Annotated in this window: 21 protein-coding genes; 6 read left to right on the forward strand and 15 right to left on the reverse strand. The window is 47.6% G+C overall.

The features are described 5' to 3' along the window. Positions 1–269 precede the first annotated feature (269 nt). From murB to Q0882_RS05850, 8 genes are read right to left on the reverse strand one after another with little or no spacing between them, the layout of a single operon-like run. The gene (murB, locus tag Q0882_RS05815) at positions 270–1,298 is read right to left on the reverse strand and encodes a UDP-N-acetylmuramate dehydrogenase (protein WP_299179026.1); all 1,029 of its coding nucleotides are present in this window, start codon (positions 1,296–1,298) and stop codon (positions 270–272) included. A 2-nt stretch (positions 1,299–1,300) separates the two neighbouring features. Further along, positions 1,301–1,768 carry a low molecular weight protein-tyrosine-phosphatase gene (locus Q0882_RS05820; RefSeq protein ID WP_299179118.1) on the reverse strand — a complete coding sequence of 156 codons (468 nt, stop codon included), beginning with the start codon at positions 1,766–1,768 and terminating at the stop codon, positions 1,301–1,303. Between the two features lie 5 nt (positions 1,769–1,773). Next, positions 1,774–2,544 (reverse strand): 3-deoxy-manno-octulosonate cytidylyltransferase, encoded by a 771-nt coding sequence (gene kdsB / locus Q0882_RS05825; RefSeq protein WP_299179028.1) that lies wholly within the window; start codon positions 2,542–2,544, stop codon positions 1,774–1,776. Between the two features lie 9 nt (positions 2,545–2,553). Continuing rightward, positions 2,554–2,739 carry a Trm112 family protein gene (locus tag Q0882_RS05830; protein WP_299179030.1) on the reverse strand — a complete coding sequence of 62 codons (186 nt, stop codon included), beginning with the start codon at positions 2,737–2,739 and terminating at the stop codon, positions 2,554–2,556. Then, a complete protein-coding gene (gene lpxK / locus Q0882_RS05835) occupies positions 2,732–3,745 on the reverse strand; it encodes a tetraacyldisaccharide 4'-kinase (RefSeq protein WP_299179032.1) in 1,014 nt (337 codons plus the stop codon). The genes Q0882_RS05830 and lpxK overlap by 8 nt, the downstream gene beginning before the upstream one ends. Next, a complete protein-coding gene (locus tag Q0882_RS05840) occupies positions 3,742–4,161 on the reverse strand; it encodes a biopolymer transporter ExbD (protein ID WP_299179034.1) in 420 nt (139 codons plus the stop codon). The genes lpxK and Q0882_RS05840 overlap by 4 nt, the downstream gene beginning before the upstream one ends. 12 nt (positions 4,162–4,173) lie before the next feature. Next, a complete protein-coding gene (locus tag Q0882_RS05845) occupies positions 4,174–4,794 on the reverse strand; it encodes a MotA/TolQ/ExbB proton channel family protein (protein WP_299179036.1) in 621 nt (206 codons plus the stop codon). 32 nt (positions 4,795–4,826) lie between these two features. Then, positions 4,827–7,091 (reverse strand): DNA internalization-related competence protein ComEC/Rec2, encoded by a 2,265-nt coding sequence (locus Q0882_RS05850; RefSeq protein ID WP_299179038.1) that lies wholly within the window; start codon positions 7,089–7,091, stop codon positions 4,827–4,829. A gap of 85 nt (positions 7,092–7,176) precedes the next feature. Between Q0882_RS05850 and Q0882_RS05855 the strand changes: the two genes are divergently transcribed. Then, the gene (locus Q0882_RS05855; RefSeq protein WP_299179040.1) at positions 7,177–7,695 is read left to right on the forward strand and encodes a DUF2062 domain-containing protein; all 519 of its coding nucleotides are present in this window, start codon (positions 7,177–7,179) and stop codon (positions 7,693–7,695) included. 10 nt (positions 7,696–7,705) lie between these two features. Here Q0882_RS05855 and Q0882_RS05860 read toward each other — a convergent pair whose 3' ends face one another. Next, positions 7,706–8,392: an ABC transporter ATP-binding protein gene (locus Q0882_RS05860; RefSeq protein ID WP_299179042.1), complete on the reverse strand. Its 687-nt coding sequence runs from the start codon at positions 8,390–8,392 to the stop codon at positions 7,706–7,708. After that, positions 8,385–9,629, reverse strand: a complete 1,245-nt coding sequence (locus Q0882_RS05865; RefSeq protein ID WP_299179044.1) for a lipoprotein-releasing ABC transporter permease subunit — start codon at positions 9,627–9,629, stop codon at positions 8,385–8,387. Before Q0882_RS05865 ends, Q0882_RS05860 begins: the two co-directional genes overlap by 8 nt. A gap of 214 nt (positions 9,630–9,843) precedes the next feature. Here Q0882_RS05865 and Q0882_RS05870 point away from each other — a divergent pair, with 214 nt between their 5' ends. The 5 genes from Q0882_RS05870 (at position 9,844) to Q0882_RS05890 (ending at position 13,730) form a co-directional block, all read left to right on the forward strand. Then, positions 9,844–10,428, forward strand: coding sequence for a PilZ domain-containing protein (locus Q0882_RS05870; protein WP_299179046.1), 585 nt, complete (start codon positions 9,844–9,846; stop codon positions 10,426–10,428). Next, positions 10,429–11,280 carry a hypothetical protein gene (locus tag Q0882_RS05875; RefSeq protein WP_299179048.1) on the forward strand — a complete coding sequence of 284 codons (852 nt, stop codon included), beginning with the start codon at positions 10,429–10,431 and terminating at the stop codon, positions 11,278–11,280. Next, the gene (locus Q0882_RS05880) at positions 11,273–11,590 is read left to right on the forward strand and encodes a hypothetical protein (protein WP_299179050.1); all 318 of its coding nucleotides are present in this window, start codon (positions 11,273–11,275) and stop codon (positions 11,588–11,590) included. Before Q0882_RS05875 ends, Q0882_RS05880 begins: the two co-directional genes overlap by 8 nt. A gap of 204 nt (positions 11,591–11,794) precedes the next feature. Continuing rightward, positions 11,795–13,045, forward strand: coding sequence for a L,D-transpeptidase family protein (locus Q0882_RS05885; RefSeq protein ID WP_299179052.1), 1,251 nt, complete (start codon positions 11,795–11,797; stop codon positions 13,043–13,045). Between the two features lie 106 nt (positions 13,046–13,151). Continuing rightward, positions 13,152–13,730 carry a DUF882 domain-containing protein gene (locus tag Q0882_RS05890; RefSeq protein ID WP_299179054.1) on the forward strand — a complete coding sequence of 193 codons (579 nt, stop codon included), beginning with the start codon at positions 13,152–13,154 and terminating at the stop codon, positions 13,728–13,730. On the opposite strand, the gene Q0882_RS05895 is transcribed toward Q0882_RS05890, so the two are convergent. The 5 genes from Q0882_RS05895 to lolA form a co-directional block, all read right to left on the reverse strand. Continuing rightward, positions 13,727–14,278 carry a DUF4124 domain-containing protein gene (locus Q0882_RS05895; RefSeq protein WP_299179055.1) on the reverse strand — a complete coding sequence of 184 codons (552 nt, stop codon included), beginning with the start codon at positions 14,276–14,278 and terminating at the stop codon, positions 13,727–13,729. The genes Q0882_RS05890 and Q0882_RS05895 overlap by 4 nt on opposite strands. A 148-nt stretch (positions 14,279–14,426) precedes the next feature. Continuing rightward, positions 14,427–15,701, reverse strand: a complete 1,275-nt coding sequence (serS, locus tag Q0882_RS05900) for a serine--tRNA ligase (protein WP_299179057.1) — start codon at positions 15,699–15,701, stop codon at positions 14,427–14,429. A gap of 28 nt (positions 15,702–15,729) precedes the next feature. Further along, positions 15,730–16,101, reverse strand: a complete 372-nt coding sequence (gene crcB / locus Q0882_RS05905) for a fluoride efflux transporter CrcB (protein WP_299179059.1) — start codon at positions 16,099–16,101, stop codon at positions 15,730–15,732. 18 nt (positions 16,102–16,119) lie between these two features. Next, a complete protein-coding gene (locus tag Q0882_RS05910) occupies positions 16,120–17,466 on the reverse strand; it encodes a replication-associated recombination protein A (RefSeq protein ID WP_299179061.1) in 1,347 nt (448 codons plus the stop codon). Continuing rightward, the gene (gene lolA, locus Q0882_RS05915) at positions 17,467–18,129 is read right to left on the reverse strand and encodes an outer membrane lipoprotein chaperone LolA (RefSeq protein ID WP_299179063.1); all 663 of its coding nucleotides are present in this window, start codon (positions 18,127–18,129) and stop codon (positions 17,467–17,469) included. Positions 18,130–18,138: the final 9 nt, after the last annotated feature.

An 18,138-nucleotide genomic window follows, 5' to 3' on the forward strand; every position in this document is an offset into this window, starting at 1 on the left:
ACTTAAAAGCAGATTTATCTACTACAAAAGGTTTATATGCAACTGCAACAAGCCCTTAAGCATGATTAAAACCCTCTTTAAACTACTGTATTTACACGCCCTCCAGACAAGATTGTCGACAATCCTAAGGTTTTCTTATTAAACCAAAGAATAATTCAAAGCTGATTTAGATCATTATTTCAGAGAACATGAAGGGGTAAATAACTCGAAGGGAGGAGATGGCAACGCACAAAGCGCTGCCAAAAAGAGGGATGATAAAACGAAACCAATCAGCGATGAGGGTAGATGCGGGGCTCCATCTCTAAACTGACATTGAATTTTTCAGACACTGAAGCCTTGATGCGATCGGCTAGCGCTAACAGCTCAGTCGCACTCCCAGCACCAAAATGAACCAGTACCAGCGCCTGTTTTTCATACACACCTACAGCACCGTCACGATAACCTTTCCAACCAGCTTTATCGATCATCCAGCCCGCTGCAAGTTTAAAATGACCGGGTTTATCAGCGTATGCGACTAAATCAGGAAATGACGCCTTGAGCGCTTGGAACTGCGCTTCCGGCACCACTGGGTTTTCAAAAAAACTGCCTGCGTTCCCGAGCTCACTCGGTACTGGTAACTTCTGTTTCCTAACCTCACAGACCGCCGTATAGACCTGATGGGCTGTAGGGTGTTCTACGCCCTGATCTGACAGATAATCCGTCAGTCCCTTATAACTAAGGTTTGGTGTAAAAATGGAGCTCAAGTTAAACCGCACACGCCAGATGATATAACGACCCTTTTCAGAACTCTTAAATATGCTGTTACGGTAGCTAAACTGACACTGCTCGGCACTAATCTGGACCAACTCGCCTGTTTCGCGGTCATAGGCGGTCAGGCTATGGAAGCAATCAGCCAGCTCAACACCATAGGCACCAATATTCTGGACAGGTGCAGCGCCCACGGAGCCGGGAATCAACGCGAGATTTTCCAGTCCATGCAGCCCCATCTCCAGCAGATGACTCACAAACCCATGCCAATTCTCACCAGCTCCCACTTCAACAATCGCCTGATCTTCATCATCAGCCAGGACATTGATTCCGCTAGTAGCAACATTGATCACTGCACCAGGCAGTTCATCATGAAGCACCAAGTTGCTTCCACCACCAATAATAAGCAGAGGCCATTTATTCTCGACAACCTCATTTAGTGCATCATGTAGCTGACCAACCTCAGTCACCTGCAAGAAACGTTCTGCAGTCACTTTGAATCCGAGACTGTTATAGGCTGAAAGATCAGCATTTCTATTCCATGCAACCAATGCTAAAGCCCTTTTTTTATATGCTGGAGCAAGCCAAAAGATGCTGATTCGACCAGATCTAAAACATGCTCAAATCCTGCTGCCCCACCATAATAGGGATCAGGCACTTCATCTTCCTGCATCTCTGAAAAATCCAGAAACAGGCCTAGATGGCCCTGGTAACCAGCCGGTTGAATCGCTTTAAGATTTGAAAGATTTTCAAAGTCCATCGCCAGAATATAATCAAACTCTGAGAAATCAGCGATGATCGCCTGGCGTGCCCTGAGCACACTTAGATCATACTCCCGCTGCTTTGCCGCTTCGGTTGAACGACGATCCGGCGGATTGCCTACATGATAAGCAGCGGTGCCAGCCGAATCGACGACAATATGATCCTCCAACCCCTGCTGCTCAACCATTTTCTGAAACACGCCATGTGCGGTTGGAGAGCGACAGATGTTACCAAGACAGACAAACAGTACTTTTACCATCTGACTCAACTACCCTGCTCTAAAAATGCCCGCAGACGTTCAAGATCTTCTGGCGTATCAACACCTGCAGGCGGTTGTTCGTCAGCCTCAGCCACATGGATGCGAGCACCGTTCCACATCGCTCTTAACTGTTCAAGACATTCTGTTTCTTCAATCGGGGCGGGTGGCCATTTCACAAAATCGTTTAACAGTTTAACCCGGTATGCATAGATACCGATGTGCCGCTGCCAGCTATACCCTTCAGGCATCACAGACTGACCCTGCTCAGCTGAAAAACTATTTCGCGGCCATGGGATCGGAGCACGGCTGAAGTACAGTGCCATACCACGGGTATCATTAACCACTTTTACAACGTTAGGGTTGAGCAAGCTCTCGATATCATTAATAGGCTCACTGAGGGTCGAGATACTCGCTTCCGGTTCTGCGATCAGGTTATGCGCAACCTGATTGATAATCCTTGCCGGTACAAGGGGTTCATCACCTTGTACATTGACAACGATATCATCAGCATAATACCCTAGATCACTGACAACCTGCTGTAAACGGTCAGTTCCAGAGGGGTGGTCAGAGGAGGTCATGCAGACCTCTGCACCAAACTGCTGCGCTACCTCGGCGATCCGTTCATCATCAGTGGCGATCAACACTCGATCAGCCTCGCTTTCACAGGCTCGTTCATAAACATGCTGAACCATAGGCTTGCCCTGAAGGTCCGCCAACGGCTTACCCGGAAAACGTGTTGAAGCGTATCGCGCGGGGATAATGACAGAAAAACCCATAATAGCCTCTTACTTCTTCTCTCGTTCTTCAGCTGTCAGTTCTCGCGCTTCAGTTTCCAGAAGTACGGGAATATCATCACGGATCGGGTAGGCCAAGCCACTCGCTGTAGAGATAAGTTCATTGGTCTCTTCATTAAGCTCCAGCGGCGTTTTCGTCACAGGACACACCAGGATATCCAATAATTTCTTATCCATTTTGTTTCATACCTTTTTGTTTATATATATCCGCCAGCTTAGCTAAAAGCTGCCGTTCAAAATCTTCAGGAAGCTGTGCTTCAACTTCCAGATACCATGCATTCTTCAACGCGGGTTCTGTGATTTTAACAGCGTCTTTCTCTGTCATCAGTACCGGTAGGTTATCATCAAACCTAAAATCCTCTTCACTGTAGTGATAATGATCAGGTTTAGCGTGTTCAATCACCTTGATCGAAAATTGCATTTTCAGCAGATCGAAAAAACGCTGCGGATTGCCTATCCCGGCAACCGCATGAGCCGAGGTGTTGTTAAATGCGTTTAGCGATTTGGTCTCGGGACCGGTACAAGATTTAAATACAGAGGGCACTAACTGCATCACCGCCACCTCCTCCACCGGAAACGGAAGATTATATCCATCACCATTGACGACCACATAATCTACCTGAGCCAGTCGATCTGGCCCTTCACGCAGCGGTCCTGCAGGCATAATAGCCCCATTTCCCAGCCCTCGACGGGCATCGATCAGGCTGATTTCAATATCCCGCCCTAACCTATAATGCTGTAATCCATCATCGCTGATAATCAGATCACAATCATAATGTGACAGCAGATATTGCGCTGCAAAAACTCGATCTGATCCGATGATCACCGGACAGTGACAACGCTTATACAACAGGTAAGGTTCATCACCTGCTTCTATCGGACTCTCAGCTTTTGAGACATCAAAGGGATAATGTGGCGCCTGACTTTTATACCCTCTGCTGATAATTCCAGGCTTGTACCCTTGTGATATTAAAAGGGGGATCAGATAGGTGGTAAAAGGGGTTTTCCCTGTCCCTCCCACGCTGATATTACCAACGATAATGACGGGTACAGGAGCACACCACTGCTGTTTAAGGTCTTTCCTCTGCTTTCGTTGTGAGAGGAAACGGTAGAGCGCGGCGAGCGGTTTCAGATAACAGGGCGCAGGTCGATCAGCATACCAGCGCCGCTCAAGCCAGTTCATTCAGCATCCGGTTCCTGAGTGGTGATACTCAGCTTATCGAACCCCAACTTACCAGAAACATCCATAGCCGTTACAACCGCCTGATGAGGGGTTTTTGCATCAGCCGTGATAATCAATGGCAGATCTCGTTTTTCCCCTGCCAACTCTTTCAGAGCTCGACGTAAAGTTTCAGCCTGACTATTAACCAGAGGCTTACCGTTAACGCTGTAATTGCCCTCATCGGAGATGACAATTTCGAGAATAAGTTCATCTGTTACTGTAGTCGATCCTGACGCTTCCGGCAGATCGACCTCAAGATGCGTCTCTTTGGTAAACGTAGTCGATACCATGAAGAAGATAAGCAGCAAAAACACCACATCGATTAGTGGTGTCAGATTAACATTGACCTCTTCCTGACGCTGACGGGGAAAATTCACAATGAGACTCCGTTATTCAACGTCAATATCACGTTCGCCATGCATAACTTCGATCAACTTCACGGTTTCCTGCTCCATCGTCACGACCAAAGAATCGATGCGGCGCTGGAAGAAACGGTGAAAAATTAAAGCGGGGATCGCCACGGTCAGGCCAGCAGCCGTTGTTATCAGGGCTTCAGATATACCACCTGCCAACACGTTCGCGTTTCCAGTTCCCTGAATCATGATCTCATTAAACACTTTGATCATGCCGATCACAGTGCCCAGCAAACCCAGGAGTGGTGTGATCGCAGCGATTGTTCCCAGAGGATTAAGAAAACGTTCCAGATCATGAACCACCTGCCCTGCAGTTTCCTGAATACTCTCTTTCATGATCTCTCGACCATGCGATGCATTATTCAAACCTGCAACCAGGATCTGGCCCAGAGGGCTCCCTCTCTTTAGATCACTTAAGCGTTCAGCCGTAATGTTTCTCTGTTTGATCAGCGTCCACACTTCAGCTAATAAGCCCGGAGGCGCTATTCTGCTTGGGCGAAGCGTCCAAAGGCGCTCAAGACAGATCGCCATAACCAATACAGAACAAGCTACGATTGGAATCATTAACCAACCGCCGGATTGTAAAAGCTCAAACACAGTAATTTCTCCTTTAACTGCGCGGTACTCTATCACATAGAAATAAACGATCTCCAGAATCGTTTAACATCCTTTCGCATTGTTTTTGTAATACAACCGTTTTCTTTTGTAGCTTTCAAGATGATTGCCCCCTCATTTCCGGTATGAAAGATCTTTGCTCCGGTATTTCTAACCCTTTCAACGACTTCCGAGTGTGGGTGACCATAATGGTTGACATAACCCGAACTAAAAATCACAGCTGCAGGCCTAAATGCCTCTAAAAAATCTCCTGAGGTGGAACTTCGGCTACCATGATGAGAAGCAACCAACCAGTGGATCTGTTGCTCTGTATTCCGTGATATCTGCTTCTCTTTATAAGCACTGATATCACCAGGCAGTAATAACCGACAACCGTTAGCTTCAATCTGCAGGACACAGGAACGATCATTATCTTCACGTCCTATCGAACCGTCGAGCATACTGAAGTTTACGCCATGAACTTGCCAGGACTGCCCCGCTCTGCACCGGCGAGAAGCGATACCCTCCTCCCTGTAAGATGCATGAATATTACCAACATCCACTATCTTTCGGAGTGAATCAAAACCACCCACATGATCATTATCTGAGTGACTTAAAATGAGATCATCAACAAACTGAATATCCAGTGCTTGTAGATGTGGTTTCATACTGCGATCAAATGCACTGCTTCCGGATCTGTACTTTGGCCCAAGGTCATATATTAGTGTGTAATCCTGCACTTTAACGAGTACACCAAGGCCCTGCCCCACATCATATACCCAAGCTTCCATTACATCGGAGCTCGTTGAAATCACTCTGACACCTAAAATCACAGGAAGTATCAGTACTCCGACGAGGACAAAGGAGAAAGTCTTAATCCTCAGCACTACCAGCAACGACGCAACCCCCACACAAATAAGCCCCAACAGATCAGGCGATCTAACGCTGAGAAATACCCATTCGAGTTCAGAACAATAATTCACCAACCACCAGAAGAGATCCCCCATCCCTATCAAGACAGGCTGCAATAAAGAAATATCAAATTGGGATAACAGTAGCTGAAGGAAGATCAGTGGCACCATAATCGAAAAGAGAGGGATCACCAGTAAGTTGATCAGCGGTGCAACAAGGGAAATTCCTGAGAAAAAGAGCAGGTAAAGCGGCAGCATCCCTATCAATAACCACACCTGCAGTTTTACCAGACTCATCCAGCCCGAGTTATGCTCTGAAAGATAGATTAACAAAGCGACCGCCGTAAACGATAACCAGAAACCTGATTCAAAGATCGCCAAAGGAGAGATCAGCATCACTGCGACTATAGCCATCCACCAACGCGTCCATTTATCGACGAAGAAGGTTCGCCAACCTGACAACATCAGTACTGATATCATTATAAAAGCACGTTGTGCGGGCAGGTCTGCACCAGAGATAAACAGATAGCTACCCGAGAAGACTATGGAGAGCAGAAAAGGTAACTCATAACTAAACGGCTGGATTATCAATCCCATTATCCGCCCCAGCCACCAGCCCACCAGTGCAACAAAACCGATATGCAACCCGCTGATCACAGCCAGATGAATTGTTCCACTACGGCGCAGGCTTTCCCACTGCTGCTCTGTCAGCTGATCTTTATCACCCGTAATCACAGCATTAAATAACTGAGTATTCTTCTCATCTAAATGCCAGCTACTGATCGTTGCCCGACTACTATTTCTGACAGAAGAGACCAGTCCGGTACCGCGTTCCTGCTGGCCAATAAACCGGCGTATATACCCAGTGGCATCAACACCTTGATTGAGCAAGCGACGTTCATAATCAAATCCAGAGGGGTTCATCAGTCCATGCGGCGGCTTCAATCGGCTGACAGCAGTAATCCAGTCACCCTCTTTCAAGTGTAAGAGTTGAGCCGGATCCGGCTTATACCAGTTAAGAAGCAAACGGTTAACCTGTATAGAGCTGGACTTTGAGGGGGACAGAGGCTCTATTTCTTCAACAGCCAGTTGCAGACTGATATTTCCTGACGTTCTAACTGTTATTTTTTCAATCTGACCCTGTACTGTCCAATCCGTGCGCGCCAACTCGTGTGGCAGACGCTCAGACAGATTCCAGTGACCCCAGATGCTCAGATAGAGAAATCCGAAGGAGAAGCAGAAAAGCGAAGATAATCGCGTCAAACCCCATTTGATACTGCAAAGGGAGAGTATTACTGCAATCAAAGCGCAACCTGAGAGTGGTATAAGTGCAGGCAGCAATGAAGCAGAAACAATCCCGGCAGCAATATAGATCATCCTTGATCTCATGCTTAAGTTTCCTTGGCTTAGCCGTTGGCAGGGGGCATAATAAAACTCCACCCCGTTTGCTAGCCCATAATAAGTAAATTAGAAGATGCCACGCAAACTTATAAAGAAGTACATGCCGAATGAAGAGAAGCTCAAGCAAAATAAACACTTGAGTTGGCTGGGCAGTCATATACATGAGCCTAACCTCTGGCACCTGAACCGCAAATCTGTATCACGTGCATTTTTGGTGGGACTGTTTTGTGCGTTTCTCCCAATACCCCTACAGATGCTGGTTGCCGCAATTCTGGCGATTGTTATCCGAAGTAATTTACCGATATCCGTTGGGCTTGTCTGGATTACTAACCCGTTGACCATGCCTCCAATCTTTTACTTCACCTACGTCGTGGGTGACTTTCTGATCGGAGAACCGGGTCAGTCTATTGAGTTTGAGATGACTATGGAGTGGTTACAGAACAGCATCTCCACTATCTGGTGGCCTTTACTATTCGGTTCGATAATTTGCGGGATCTTCTTTGGTCTGCTGGGCTACTTTTCCGTGCAGGGGTTCTGGGCCTGGCATGTTGGTCGCAGCTGGAAGCAGCGTGGCGATAAGCGGGAACCCTAATTAAACAGGCTTAACGCTCCTGAAGCCGCCCGTCTAGTAGTTCAAGTACACGCCCGGTGCGTTGCGCAAGCTCAGGATCATGGGTAACCAGCGCAAAGGCAATACTGAACTCTTCATTCAGCTTATCGATCAGTGCCTGGATACTGGCAGCAGTATTCCGATCCAGATTTCCGGTTGGCTCATCCATCAACACCACCGCAGGTTTACCGATCAATGCTCTGGCGATGGCAACGCGCTGACGCTCACCTCCACTGAGTTGTGCTGGTTTGTGTGTCAATCTCTCACCGAGCCCTACCGCCTCAAGCACCAAGGCTGCTTCTCGCTTGACCTCAGCCAGAGGAAGGTTTCTCATCAACAGAGGCATCGCTGCATTCTCCAGTGCGCTGAACTCAGGAAGGAGGTGGTGAAACTGATACACAAAACCTAATGTTTCATTCCTCACCTTCGCACGTTGAGACTCACTCCCCGCATGCAGATCTCGCCCATTAATCTGAACAACACCAGAGCTGGGTTTATCCAGACCACCCAGAATATTCAATAAGGTACTCTTTCCCGAACCCGAAGAGCCTATGATTGCGAGTTGTTCACCACGATGCAGTTCAAAATCAAGACCCGATAACACCTCAACGGTGCTACCCGCATCACTATATTGCTTACTGACAGCACTCGCCTGAAGCACGATTGATTGCTCACTCATATCTTAATGCCTCAGCCGGGTCAGTTTTAGCGGCTCGCCATGCTGGATAGATTGTTGCCAGAAAGCTAATCCCCAATGCAGTCAATGTGATGATACCAACATCATGCCATTGCAGGTCTGATGGGAATTTGCTGATGAAGTATACATTAGGGTCGAGGAACTGAATCTGAAACGTAGATTCAACCCAGGCGATAATCTCAGCCACATTTAATGCCAGTAGCACGCCTAAAAGGGTTCCCATCAAGGTCCCCATCAGACCAATCACAGTCCCCTGCACCATAAAGATCCGCATGATGCGCCCCGGTGAGGCTCCCAGAGTTCTCAGGATTGCAACATCCGCTTTTTTATCTGTAACAACCATGACCAGCGTAGAGACAATATTAAATGCAGCAACCAGCACTATCAGAAACAGCAAGAGTCCTATCATACGTTTCTCCAGCTGAATCGCCTGGAATAGATTCCCATGGGTACGGGTCCAGTCACTGGCACTGTAGTAACCTTCCAGACTGGCAGCCAGTTCACGTACCTTTTTGGGTGCACTGAACAGGTCATCAAATTTCAACCGAATGCCGTCAACACCCTCACCCAGCCGCTTAATCGTGGCAGCATCCTTAAGGTTGATATAGGCCAGGTTAGCATCCAGTTCAGCACCGACTTCAAAAATACCCACCACGGTAAAACGTTTGAGTCGAGGAACCACACCGGCAACACTGACAGAAGCCTCTGGTAACACTAACGTGACCTTGTCACCGACACGGGCACCCAGATATCGCGCCAGCAGATCACCCAACACAATGCCAAAGCGCTGACTATTAAGATCAGAGAGCGTGCCAGATGTCATATGATTACCCAGAATGGAAACCTTTGACTCCGCATCGACATCGATGCCATTGATCAAGGCCCCTCTGACAACCCCACGATTGGTTAACATCGCCTGCGCTTGTATAAAGGGCGCAGCAGACAACACTTCAGGGTGGCTTTCCAACTGGCGGACCATCTCGGGCCAGTTTTCAAGAGGCTGGTTATAACCACTCACCGACGCATGAGGCACCATACCGAGAATCCGCTGCTTCAGTTCACGATCAAAACCGTTCATAACCGAAAGCACGACAATGAGCGCAGCAACACCCAGCATCAACCCCAGCATCGACGCCAGAGAGATAAATGAGATGAAGTGATTATTACGCTTTGCTGCGGTATAGCGTAATCCGATGAAGATCGACAAGGGCTTAAACATTGCGCGATTAAACCATAGAAACCTGACAGAGTAAAAACAGAGAAATGATTAAAAGATTAACTCCAGGAACCAGCTAACTGACTGATTCTGAAATATTACTCATCGTGCAAATCTCTTTACCTACGCTTAATTTATAGCTCTGACAGGGTGCTTTTCTTATTTAATCTTCATATACTCCGGTGAAGGATTACCAAGTCATTTATGAGGACTGAACATGCAGGAAGAAGACCGTCGCCAGTATTTCAGAATAGAGCAGCGTGTTTCCTTAGAACTGAAAGTTGTTTCCGATGATGAAATTAGCACTCATCCGACACCTACCCAGTTTGATGTATCACCCAACTTCCTGCTACTGAGTCAGTTGCAAGAGATGGATGCCGAAAGTAATCACCTCCTACGGAAAATTGCTGAAAAAGACAACAATACCGCCTCTTTCCTCAGAATCGTTCACGATAAAATTGAACGGATCGCACAGGCGATCGCTTCAAGTGAAATGACGATCAGCAACGCAGCCATTCAGGAAGTAAACATCTCTGAAGGCGGCCTGCAATTCCGTCACAGCGAAGAGTTTGAACAGGGTACCAATCTGTCAATTAAACTGATTTTCCCTGAATCCTGCATCGGACTTCTGCTCTATGCTCAGTGCTGCCGCAGTGATCTTATGGGGGATGGTAGCTATCTGACCGGTGTTGAATTTATAAAAATGCCTGAAAGCTGCCGTATGATTCTGGCCCGCCAGATTTTTGAAAGTCAGGCACGACAACGTCAGCGTGAAGCGGACGAAAACAGCACTGATAGCTAAATGAGCGTTACAGAACTACAGCTGGAGGAGGACTTTATGCAACTCCAGCAGGGGTTGGAACAGTTCAAATCGCTATTATCCTCACACACAACGCAGTTCTGGCTACTCGGTGAACCCGAACAGTCTATTCCCCTTCAATCCGCTTCAGAGCTGATCACCAACCTATGGCATCAGTCTGAAGGAGATGGCCGCAGAACCGACAACATCTATGGATTGATCGGGGTTTCATCCAGATTAATCCCTGTTATTCAGCAGTTAAACCAGATCAAACAGCGCTTCCAGTCCACCGTCAAAGCCTTTCGTGAGTCAGAAGGAAATCCGCTTGAAGTGCTCCACCATCGCTCAGAAGCCTTGAATAAAGCGTTACAGCAACAGGGGCTTGCACGCCTCCACCTAAAACAGTGCTATCGCCAGATTCCATTACTTGAACAAACACCGGATAAAGTCACTTTTAGCTGGTATAGCAGCGGCCGCAGCCTGAGGAAAATCACAATTGCCGAAGCCGAAAAAAGACTGCTGCAGATGGATCAGTCACAACTGCATATTCAGATGCAATTAAAAGCTCTGGGAAAACTCACACCAGAGGAAGCTCTGGTCCAGATTCAGCCGCAAGTCCCAGTGATGCGTGCAAATATTCGCTGGAAAAAGGGTGACAGCTACCAACGAAAAGCACGCAACTGCCCACTTCCGCTTTTTTTCCCACTGGATGCAGGCAAATCATTTCCAGAATATAATGTGCCTCCGCTTACACCACCGGAGACACGACAGCGACAATTACGCAGCGATCTGGTCATTGATAGTGAACCCTATCTGCCCAGTTTGAGAGTACATCGCTATACAGACCATGACTAACGATAAACGTACAAAACTTCTCCATCACTGTGCTGCAGGCGCAGGCTTTGCAGGCCTGATTCTCTGGTATTACGCTGGCTATAAGCTGGGGTTTCTTGATTGGATTATTCAGCAGGTACCGCCCCGTTTTGCCGGATCAGGCATGATGATTGGTGTTATGATCATGATGACTCCTGGTTTTTTTATATGGTCACGCTATAACCGCTGGGTAGAAAAAAAGCTCAAAGTAACCGGCATCTATTATGAAGATGAATTTTACAAAGAGAATGAAGCATTAAAAGATAATGCCCGCCAGAATAAAGGCAATTAACCGGTTTATACCAATTTGCATCTGCCAATTTGGGCAGATGCAACAAATCCTTCAGTTAAAGTTCATCAAGCTGCGTTACACTATCCTGTCAGGCGGTTAATTGAAAAAGCTTCACGATATGAAACTTGATCAATATGGTATTTGAGCCTGTACTTAAAAGACACACTGCATCAGACCAGAATCACGGATATGAGGGAGGTAACGATGCGTTTTAAAATAGCTCAGCCTCTGCTTTTCTGTCTGATCTTCTCGCCACTAAGTGCACAAGCACTAGAGTTGGCGACTGCAAGAGATATCCAGTCCCCTCTGGAATCAAATACTGTCACCGACATTACCCTCCCCCATGAAACAGCGCCAATCGCACCGTCCCTTCTGCAACAACAAGTATTAAGGATGCACGAAGAGCTGACCTACTATCTAAATCTGGCAGAAACCGCTCAGTGGGATAGGATTGGGCACGGCCCCCTGCTTAAAGAGGGAGACAAACACCCCCAGGTCATACAACTGAGAGAGCGGCTTTTGCAGTTGGGGGATCTGGATAATGGTCAGAACTGCCAAGTTAACCGAGATAGCACGTTTGATTCACACTTAACGCAGGCTCTACAACGCTTCCAACTACGTCATGGTGCAAAAATAGATGGTGTTCTTGGCCCCCAGACCCGGCGACTTCTAAACATACGGCCTGAAAAACGAGCGGAACAGATCGGTGTTAATCTATCGAGAATAGAAGCCTTTCAACCCAACACGGATCGCTACATTCTGGTAAATATACCTGAATATAAGTTGCGTCTATTTGAACAGGGCCGCTCTATACTCAAGATGAAGACGATTGTCGGACGGAAGAAGCGTAAAACCCCTGTGTTTGATACCCAGATCAATCGTATTGTCGTAAACCCCTCCTGGCATGTTCCGAAGAGTATTGCCTACAAAGATATCATTCCGGCGCTGAAAGAAGACCCTGATTACCTGAAGAAAACAAACCTTCAGATCGTGACAGGCTGGGGTAAAGGTAAAAAGTTTATCCCTACCGAAGAACTCGATTATGATAAATTCTATAAAGGCAGCAACTATCAGCGAATCTGGGGCCCACCAAGCAAAAGCAATGCCCTGGGCAGTGTTAAGTTCCTAACGGATGATCATCGCTCTATCTACCTACATGATACCAATGCAAAAGGCCTGTTCGAAAAAAATAACCGTGCTTTCAGTTCCGGTTGTATCCGTGTCGAACAACCCAGAAAACTGGCTGACGAACTGATGCGGATGACGCGTGGATGGGATGAACTTAAGCTGGATCCTATCTTCGAACGCTCAGAGACTCATCAGATCAACCTCCCGGATCCTATCCCCCTGCATGTAACCTACTGGACCGCTTTTGTTGATGAGGAGGGGTTCATGAATTTCCGAAATGACCCTTACCGCTTCGATAGCTATGAGCTATCCAAATTAAAACAGTAATTAACATAAGAAATATTCAAGCAGCCCACCTGTACAATTTATGTACAAAGCGAGAGAGTTTCGGCATAATCGAAACACCTGTTTTATATAGTATGTAGAGTTATAGATGATTGATCAGCTTGATTCACTGGAACGACCGATATGCTCAACCCGACGCAAACTTCTCAAAGCCATCGGTGGGTTTTCAGCCCTCGCAGCCCTACCCAATTCAAGCTTTGCCAAACTCCATGACCGTAAGGATCAATCACTCTCCCTTCTGAATCTTCATACCGGGGAGTCAATCAAGAGCACCTTTATCGCAAATGGTGATTTCCAGCGCTCCAGTCTCACAGAGCTTGATTACCTATTACGTGACCACCGCAATGATCAGATTCATCAGATGGACACCTCTCTATTGATGCTTCTGCATGAACTGCAAGATACCTTTGGTCAGCATAAACCGATCCATGTTATCTCTGCATACCGCTCTCCTGCGACCAATGCCATGCTGAGCCAGAAAAGCAACAAGGTTGCGAAGAAAAGCTACCATATGAAAGGTATGGCGATCGATATCCGTATTCCTGGTGTACCGCTTCGCGAGCTTCATAAAGCCTCGCTGGCAATGAAGTCAGGCGGAGTCGGACTATATACGCGAAGTAACTTCGTCCATCTGGATGTAGGACGTGTACGTCGCTGGGGCGCTTAACTCCCCACGCCACCTTTTGATTGATTGTATTTTTTCAGCTTTTTATTCAACGTCTGGGGCTTAGACCGATCTTTTGTCTTGCCCCCCTCCTGAATCGCCCTCTTATCAGCCCGCTCCTGCGCTTTCCGCGCTTTGATATCAGAGATACGCTCCTGCTTACTATAGCCATCAAGCCGATCCCGCCGACGGATCAGTTCATCAGATGTTTCATGTCGATCATGGCGTGCCTGACCAACTGTAGATGAGTCTTCCTCTGGTGCCACACGCTCATTCTTTAGCTCAACTTTAGCCCCTACTGAGACGGCACCAGGCTCCGGGTCAACACTTGTGGATGCTTTAGATTTTATAGGCTGCATACTGTTTATCTGATCAGGATGATAATCACCCTTGCGCACCAGCCCGTTCAGATCCGCCTTCTCGGCCTTAGTGGGAGGTTGATCACTGTAATGTTTGACGCCCCCTTTATCGACCCAGATATATACCCCCGCAGCGCTGGCACTCCCTACAATGCTGATAGCAACCAATAAAAAACCTAGTATATATCTCATCACAGACCCTCCTCTGGACTGAAATTTTAAAACAGCATACCTATGAGACCGACTAAGCGAGTCACAATTCCATGTCTGTTTAGATCAATGGATAACAGACATAAAAAAACACGCCCGAAAGCGTGTTTTTTTATGTCTCAAGATAGGATTAGATCTCAGTCTTGCCGCCCATATAAGGCTGCAACGCTTCGGGCACCTGAATTTTACCCTCTGCTGTCTGATAGTTCTCCATAACAGCCAACAGCGTTCGGCCCACTGCCAAACCAGAGCCATTCAATGTGTGCAACAATTCTGGCTTTCCTGTCTCAGGGTTTCTCCAACGCGCTTTCAGACGACGCGCCTGGAAGTCAGTCATATTAGAAACCGATGAGATCTCACGGTACTTGTCCTGTCCTGGCAACCAAACCTCGATGTCATAAGTTTTCGCTGAACTGAAGCCAAGATCACCACCGCACAGCGTCACAACGCGATACGGCAAGTTCAGTTTCTGCAGAATCGCCTCAGCATGACGAATCATCTCTTCCAGTGCATCCCAAGATTTAGATGGCTCAACGATCTGAACCATCTCAACCTTTTCAAATTGATGCTGACGGATCATACCGCGGGTATCACGCCCAGACGAACCCGCCTCAGAGCGGAAGCAAGGGGTATGTGCTGTATATTTAAGCGGCAGCTGAGCAGCATCGACAATCTCATCACGCACGATGTTAGTCACCGGTACTTCAGCGGTTGGGATCAGGTAGTACTGGCGATCACCAAACGGTACTTTAAACAGGTCTTCGCCAAATTTTGGTAGTTGGCCAGTTCCGCGCAGACTGTCTTCATTCACCATGTAAGGAACGTAGGTCTCGGTGTATCCATGCTCCTCAGTCTGAGTATCCAGCATAAACTGAATCAAGGCACGATGCAGGCGTGCCAACTTACCGGTCATAACAGAGAAACGGGAACCGGTCAGTTTCGAGGCAGTTTCAAAATCAAGCTCACCACTGGCTTCGCCTAGCGCTACATGATCCTGAGGCTCAAAATCAAAGTTGCGTGGTGTGCCCCAACGACGGATCTCGACGTTATCCTCTTCATCCGCACCTTCAGGCACTTCATCGCTCGGGATATTTGGAACGCCAGAAAGCAGGTCTTCCAAATTGTCCTGGATCGTGTTCAATTCTGCTTTGGCTGCATCCAGCTTGTTACCCAGATCAGCGACTTCAGCCAACAGCGGCTGAATATCTTCGCCAGCAGCTTTTGCTTTACCGATCCCTTTCGATCGTGTGTTTCGCTCGTTTTGCAGGGTTTCTGTATCCACCTGCAGCTGCTTACGCTGGTTTTCCAGTTCAACGAACTGATCAACCGGGAATTCAAAACCTTTTTTCTTCAGTAGCTGTGCAACTTCTTCCGGGTTAGCACGGACAATTTTTGCGTCAAGCATGAGCTTCTAAAACACCTTTTAAGAAAGATTAGAACAAGCGTGTGAACCAAAGACCGCCATAGAGTGCGATCAGACACAACAGAACGCTTAATGATATATAAATCGCTGCAGACATAACATGCCCTTCCTGCAGCATTGCGATAGTTTCCAGTGAAAAAGTGGAAAAAGTGGTAAACGCGCCCATAAACCCAACCATCAGCAGTGGTCGCATTTCGGGGCTTAAACGTGACTTTTCAAGAATCAGAACGAAACAGATACCCATTAGGAAAGAACCGAGTACATTACAGGTCAGAGTTCCATAGGGGATACGATGCTCTGCATTGTTAAGCAAACCACTGACCCAATAGCGGCCCAGTGCGCCTACGGCACCGCCTATAGCAATCGCGATGAGGTGCTGCATACTGCTGTTCCTCTCCTCTTATCCATCATCAGCATACCTTTTTTTAAGGCTCTGCTGATCCAGTGATTTAAGATGACGAAGCTTTCCACCGATCTTTACTTCCAATCCTCGTGCTTCAGGATAGTACCACTGTTGCTCTGCAATTTCCGGTGGCAGATAGTTTTCACCCGCAGCATAGGCATCGGGCTCATTATGTGCGTAACGATATTCATCACCATACCCCATATCCTTCATCAGACTGGTCGGGGCATTGCGCAGATGTATCGGCACCTCATAACTTGGCTGGGCTTTAACATCAGCCATACACTGATTGAACGCCTGATAGAGGGCATTGCTCTTGGGTGCACTGGCACAGTATACCGCTGCTTGCGCGATAGCTCGCTCACCTTCAGCGGGCCCGACCCGCTCAAACGCATCCCAGGCTGAAAGCGCTACCTGCATCGCGCGCGGATCCGCATTTCCAATATCTTCTGAGGCAATAGCGACCAACCGTCGGGCAACATAGAGCGGATCACAGCCACCATCAAGCATCCGACAATACCAGTAGAGGGCACCATCAGGAGATGAACCACGAACAGATTTATGAAACGCGGAGATCATGTCATAAAAGATATCGCCCTGTTTGTCATACCTTCTCCCGGTCGAGCGAAGTACCTCTTCAAGCACCTGCTCATTGATTAGCTCTGTTCCATCGGGTTGTCTCTCAGCCAGATCAACTGCAATTTCAAGCAGATTCAGGGCACGCCTTGCATCACCATCAGCGGCTTGCGCAAGACGATTGACCATCTCCTCGGAGATCTTAAGCTGATGCTGGCCAAGCCCTTTCTCTGAATCATTAATCGCCCTTTCAATAACATGGCGGATATCACTCTCCTCCAGAGAGCGCAGCAGATAGACTCGAGCGCGTGAGAGAAGAGCGTTATTCAATTCGAAGGAGGGATTTTCAGTTGTCGCTCCGACAAAAATCAGAGTGCCATCTTCAATATAAGGAAGAAAAGCATCCTGCTGGGATTTATTGAAGCGATGCACCTCATCCACAAATAGGATCGTCTTACGCCCGGTTTGAGCGCTCTGCTGTTTGGCCTGTTCTACCGCAATACGTATATCCTTAACCCCGGATAGCACCGCTGACAAAGTCAGAAAATAAGCATCAACATGATGTGCTATCAACTTGGCCAAGGTGGTTTTCCCTACCCCCGGCGGCCCCCAGAAGATCATTGAATGGGCCGAACCATGTTCTAACGCGGTTCTCAGCGGTTTGTCCGGGCCCAACAGATGCCCCTGCCCACAATATTCATCAAGGGATTGCGGGCGCATCTTTGCGGCTAATGGCTCGTAAGCGGGCTCCTGGGAGAACAGATCCATTTATTCCTCAATATCTACTATCACGTCAGTATCGGAAGGGATACGAAAGAAGAATGCATCCTCGCTTAACTCAGGATTCAATCGCTGCTCAGAGAACACGACAGAAGTTCGCTGGCCCAGTGAATCCTCCAGCATAAGCTCAGAGATCATCTCATTCGCAAACGCAAGACGGATTCTGCTGAAATTATGTTGCTCACTCAACGGAGTTAACTCGAAAAGCTGCTCACTGCCAGAATCGTCCATAAGGCGAATACTATAGGTCTGTTGAAGCGCTTCAATCTGTCCATTGAGAATCAATGCAGGGGCACTACTTTGCTGTGTGTCGGCAGAACGCTGTGTAACCTGTTCAAGATCAGGATCATAGATCCAGATATATTGACCATCGGAGACAATCTCCTGAGGGAAAGGGTGCTGAGTTTCCCACCTGAACAGATTCGGCTTTGCCAACAGAATCGTACCCTGTGTTTTTTGGGCTTTACGGCCATTTTCCGACAGGGTTACCTGCTCGAATGATGCTGAAAAACTCTGATAACCCTGAAGCAGCCCCCCTAACTTTTGAGCACCATCAATGGGAGCCGCGAAAGAGAGAGCCGATAGCAGCGTTAAACATGCAAATGTAACGAAGCGTATTACTGACAGAGATAGCGTATTAATTGAAAACATATAACAACC

It is taken from the genome of uncultured Neptuniibacter sp. (genome assembly GCF_947498015.1).
GTDB lineage: Bacteria > Pseudomonadota > Gammaproteobacteria > Pseudomonadales > Balneatricaceae > Neptuniibacter.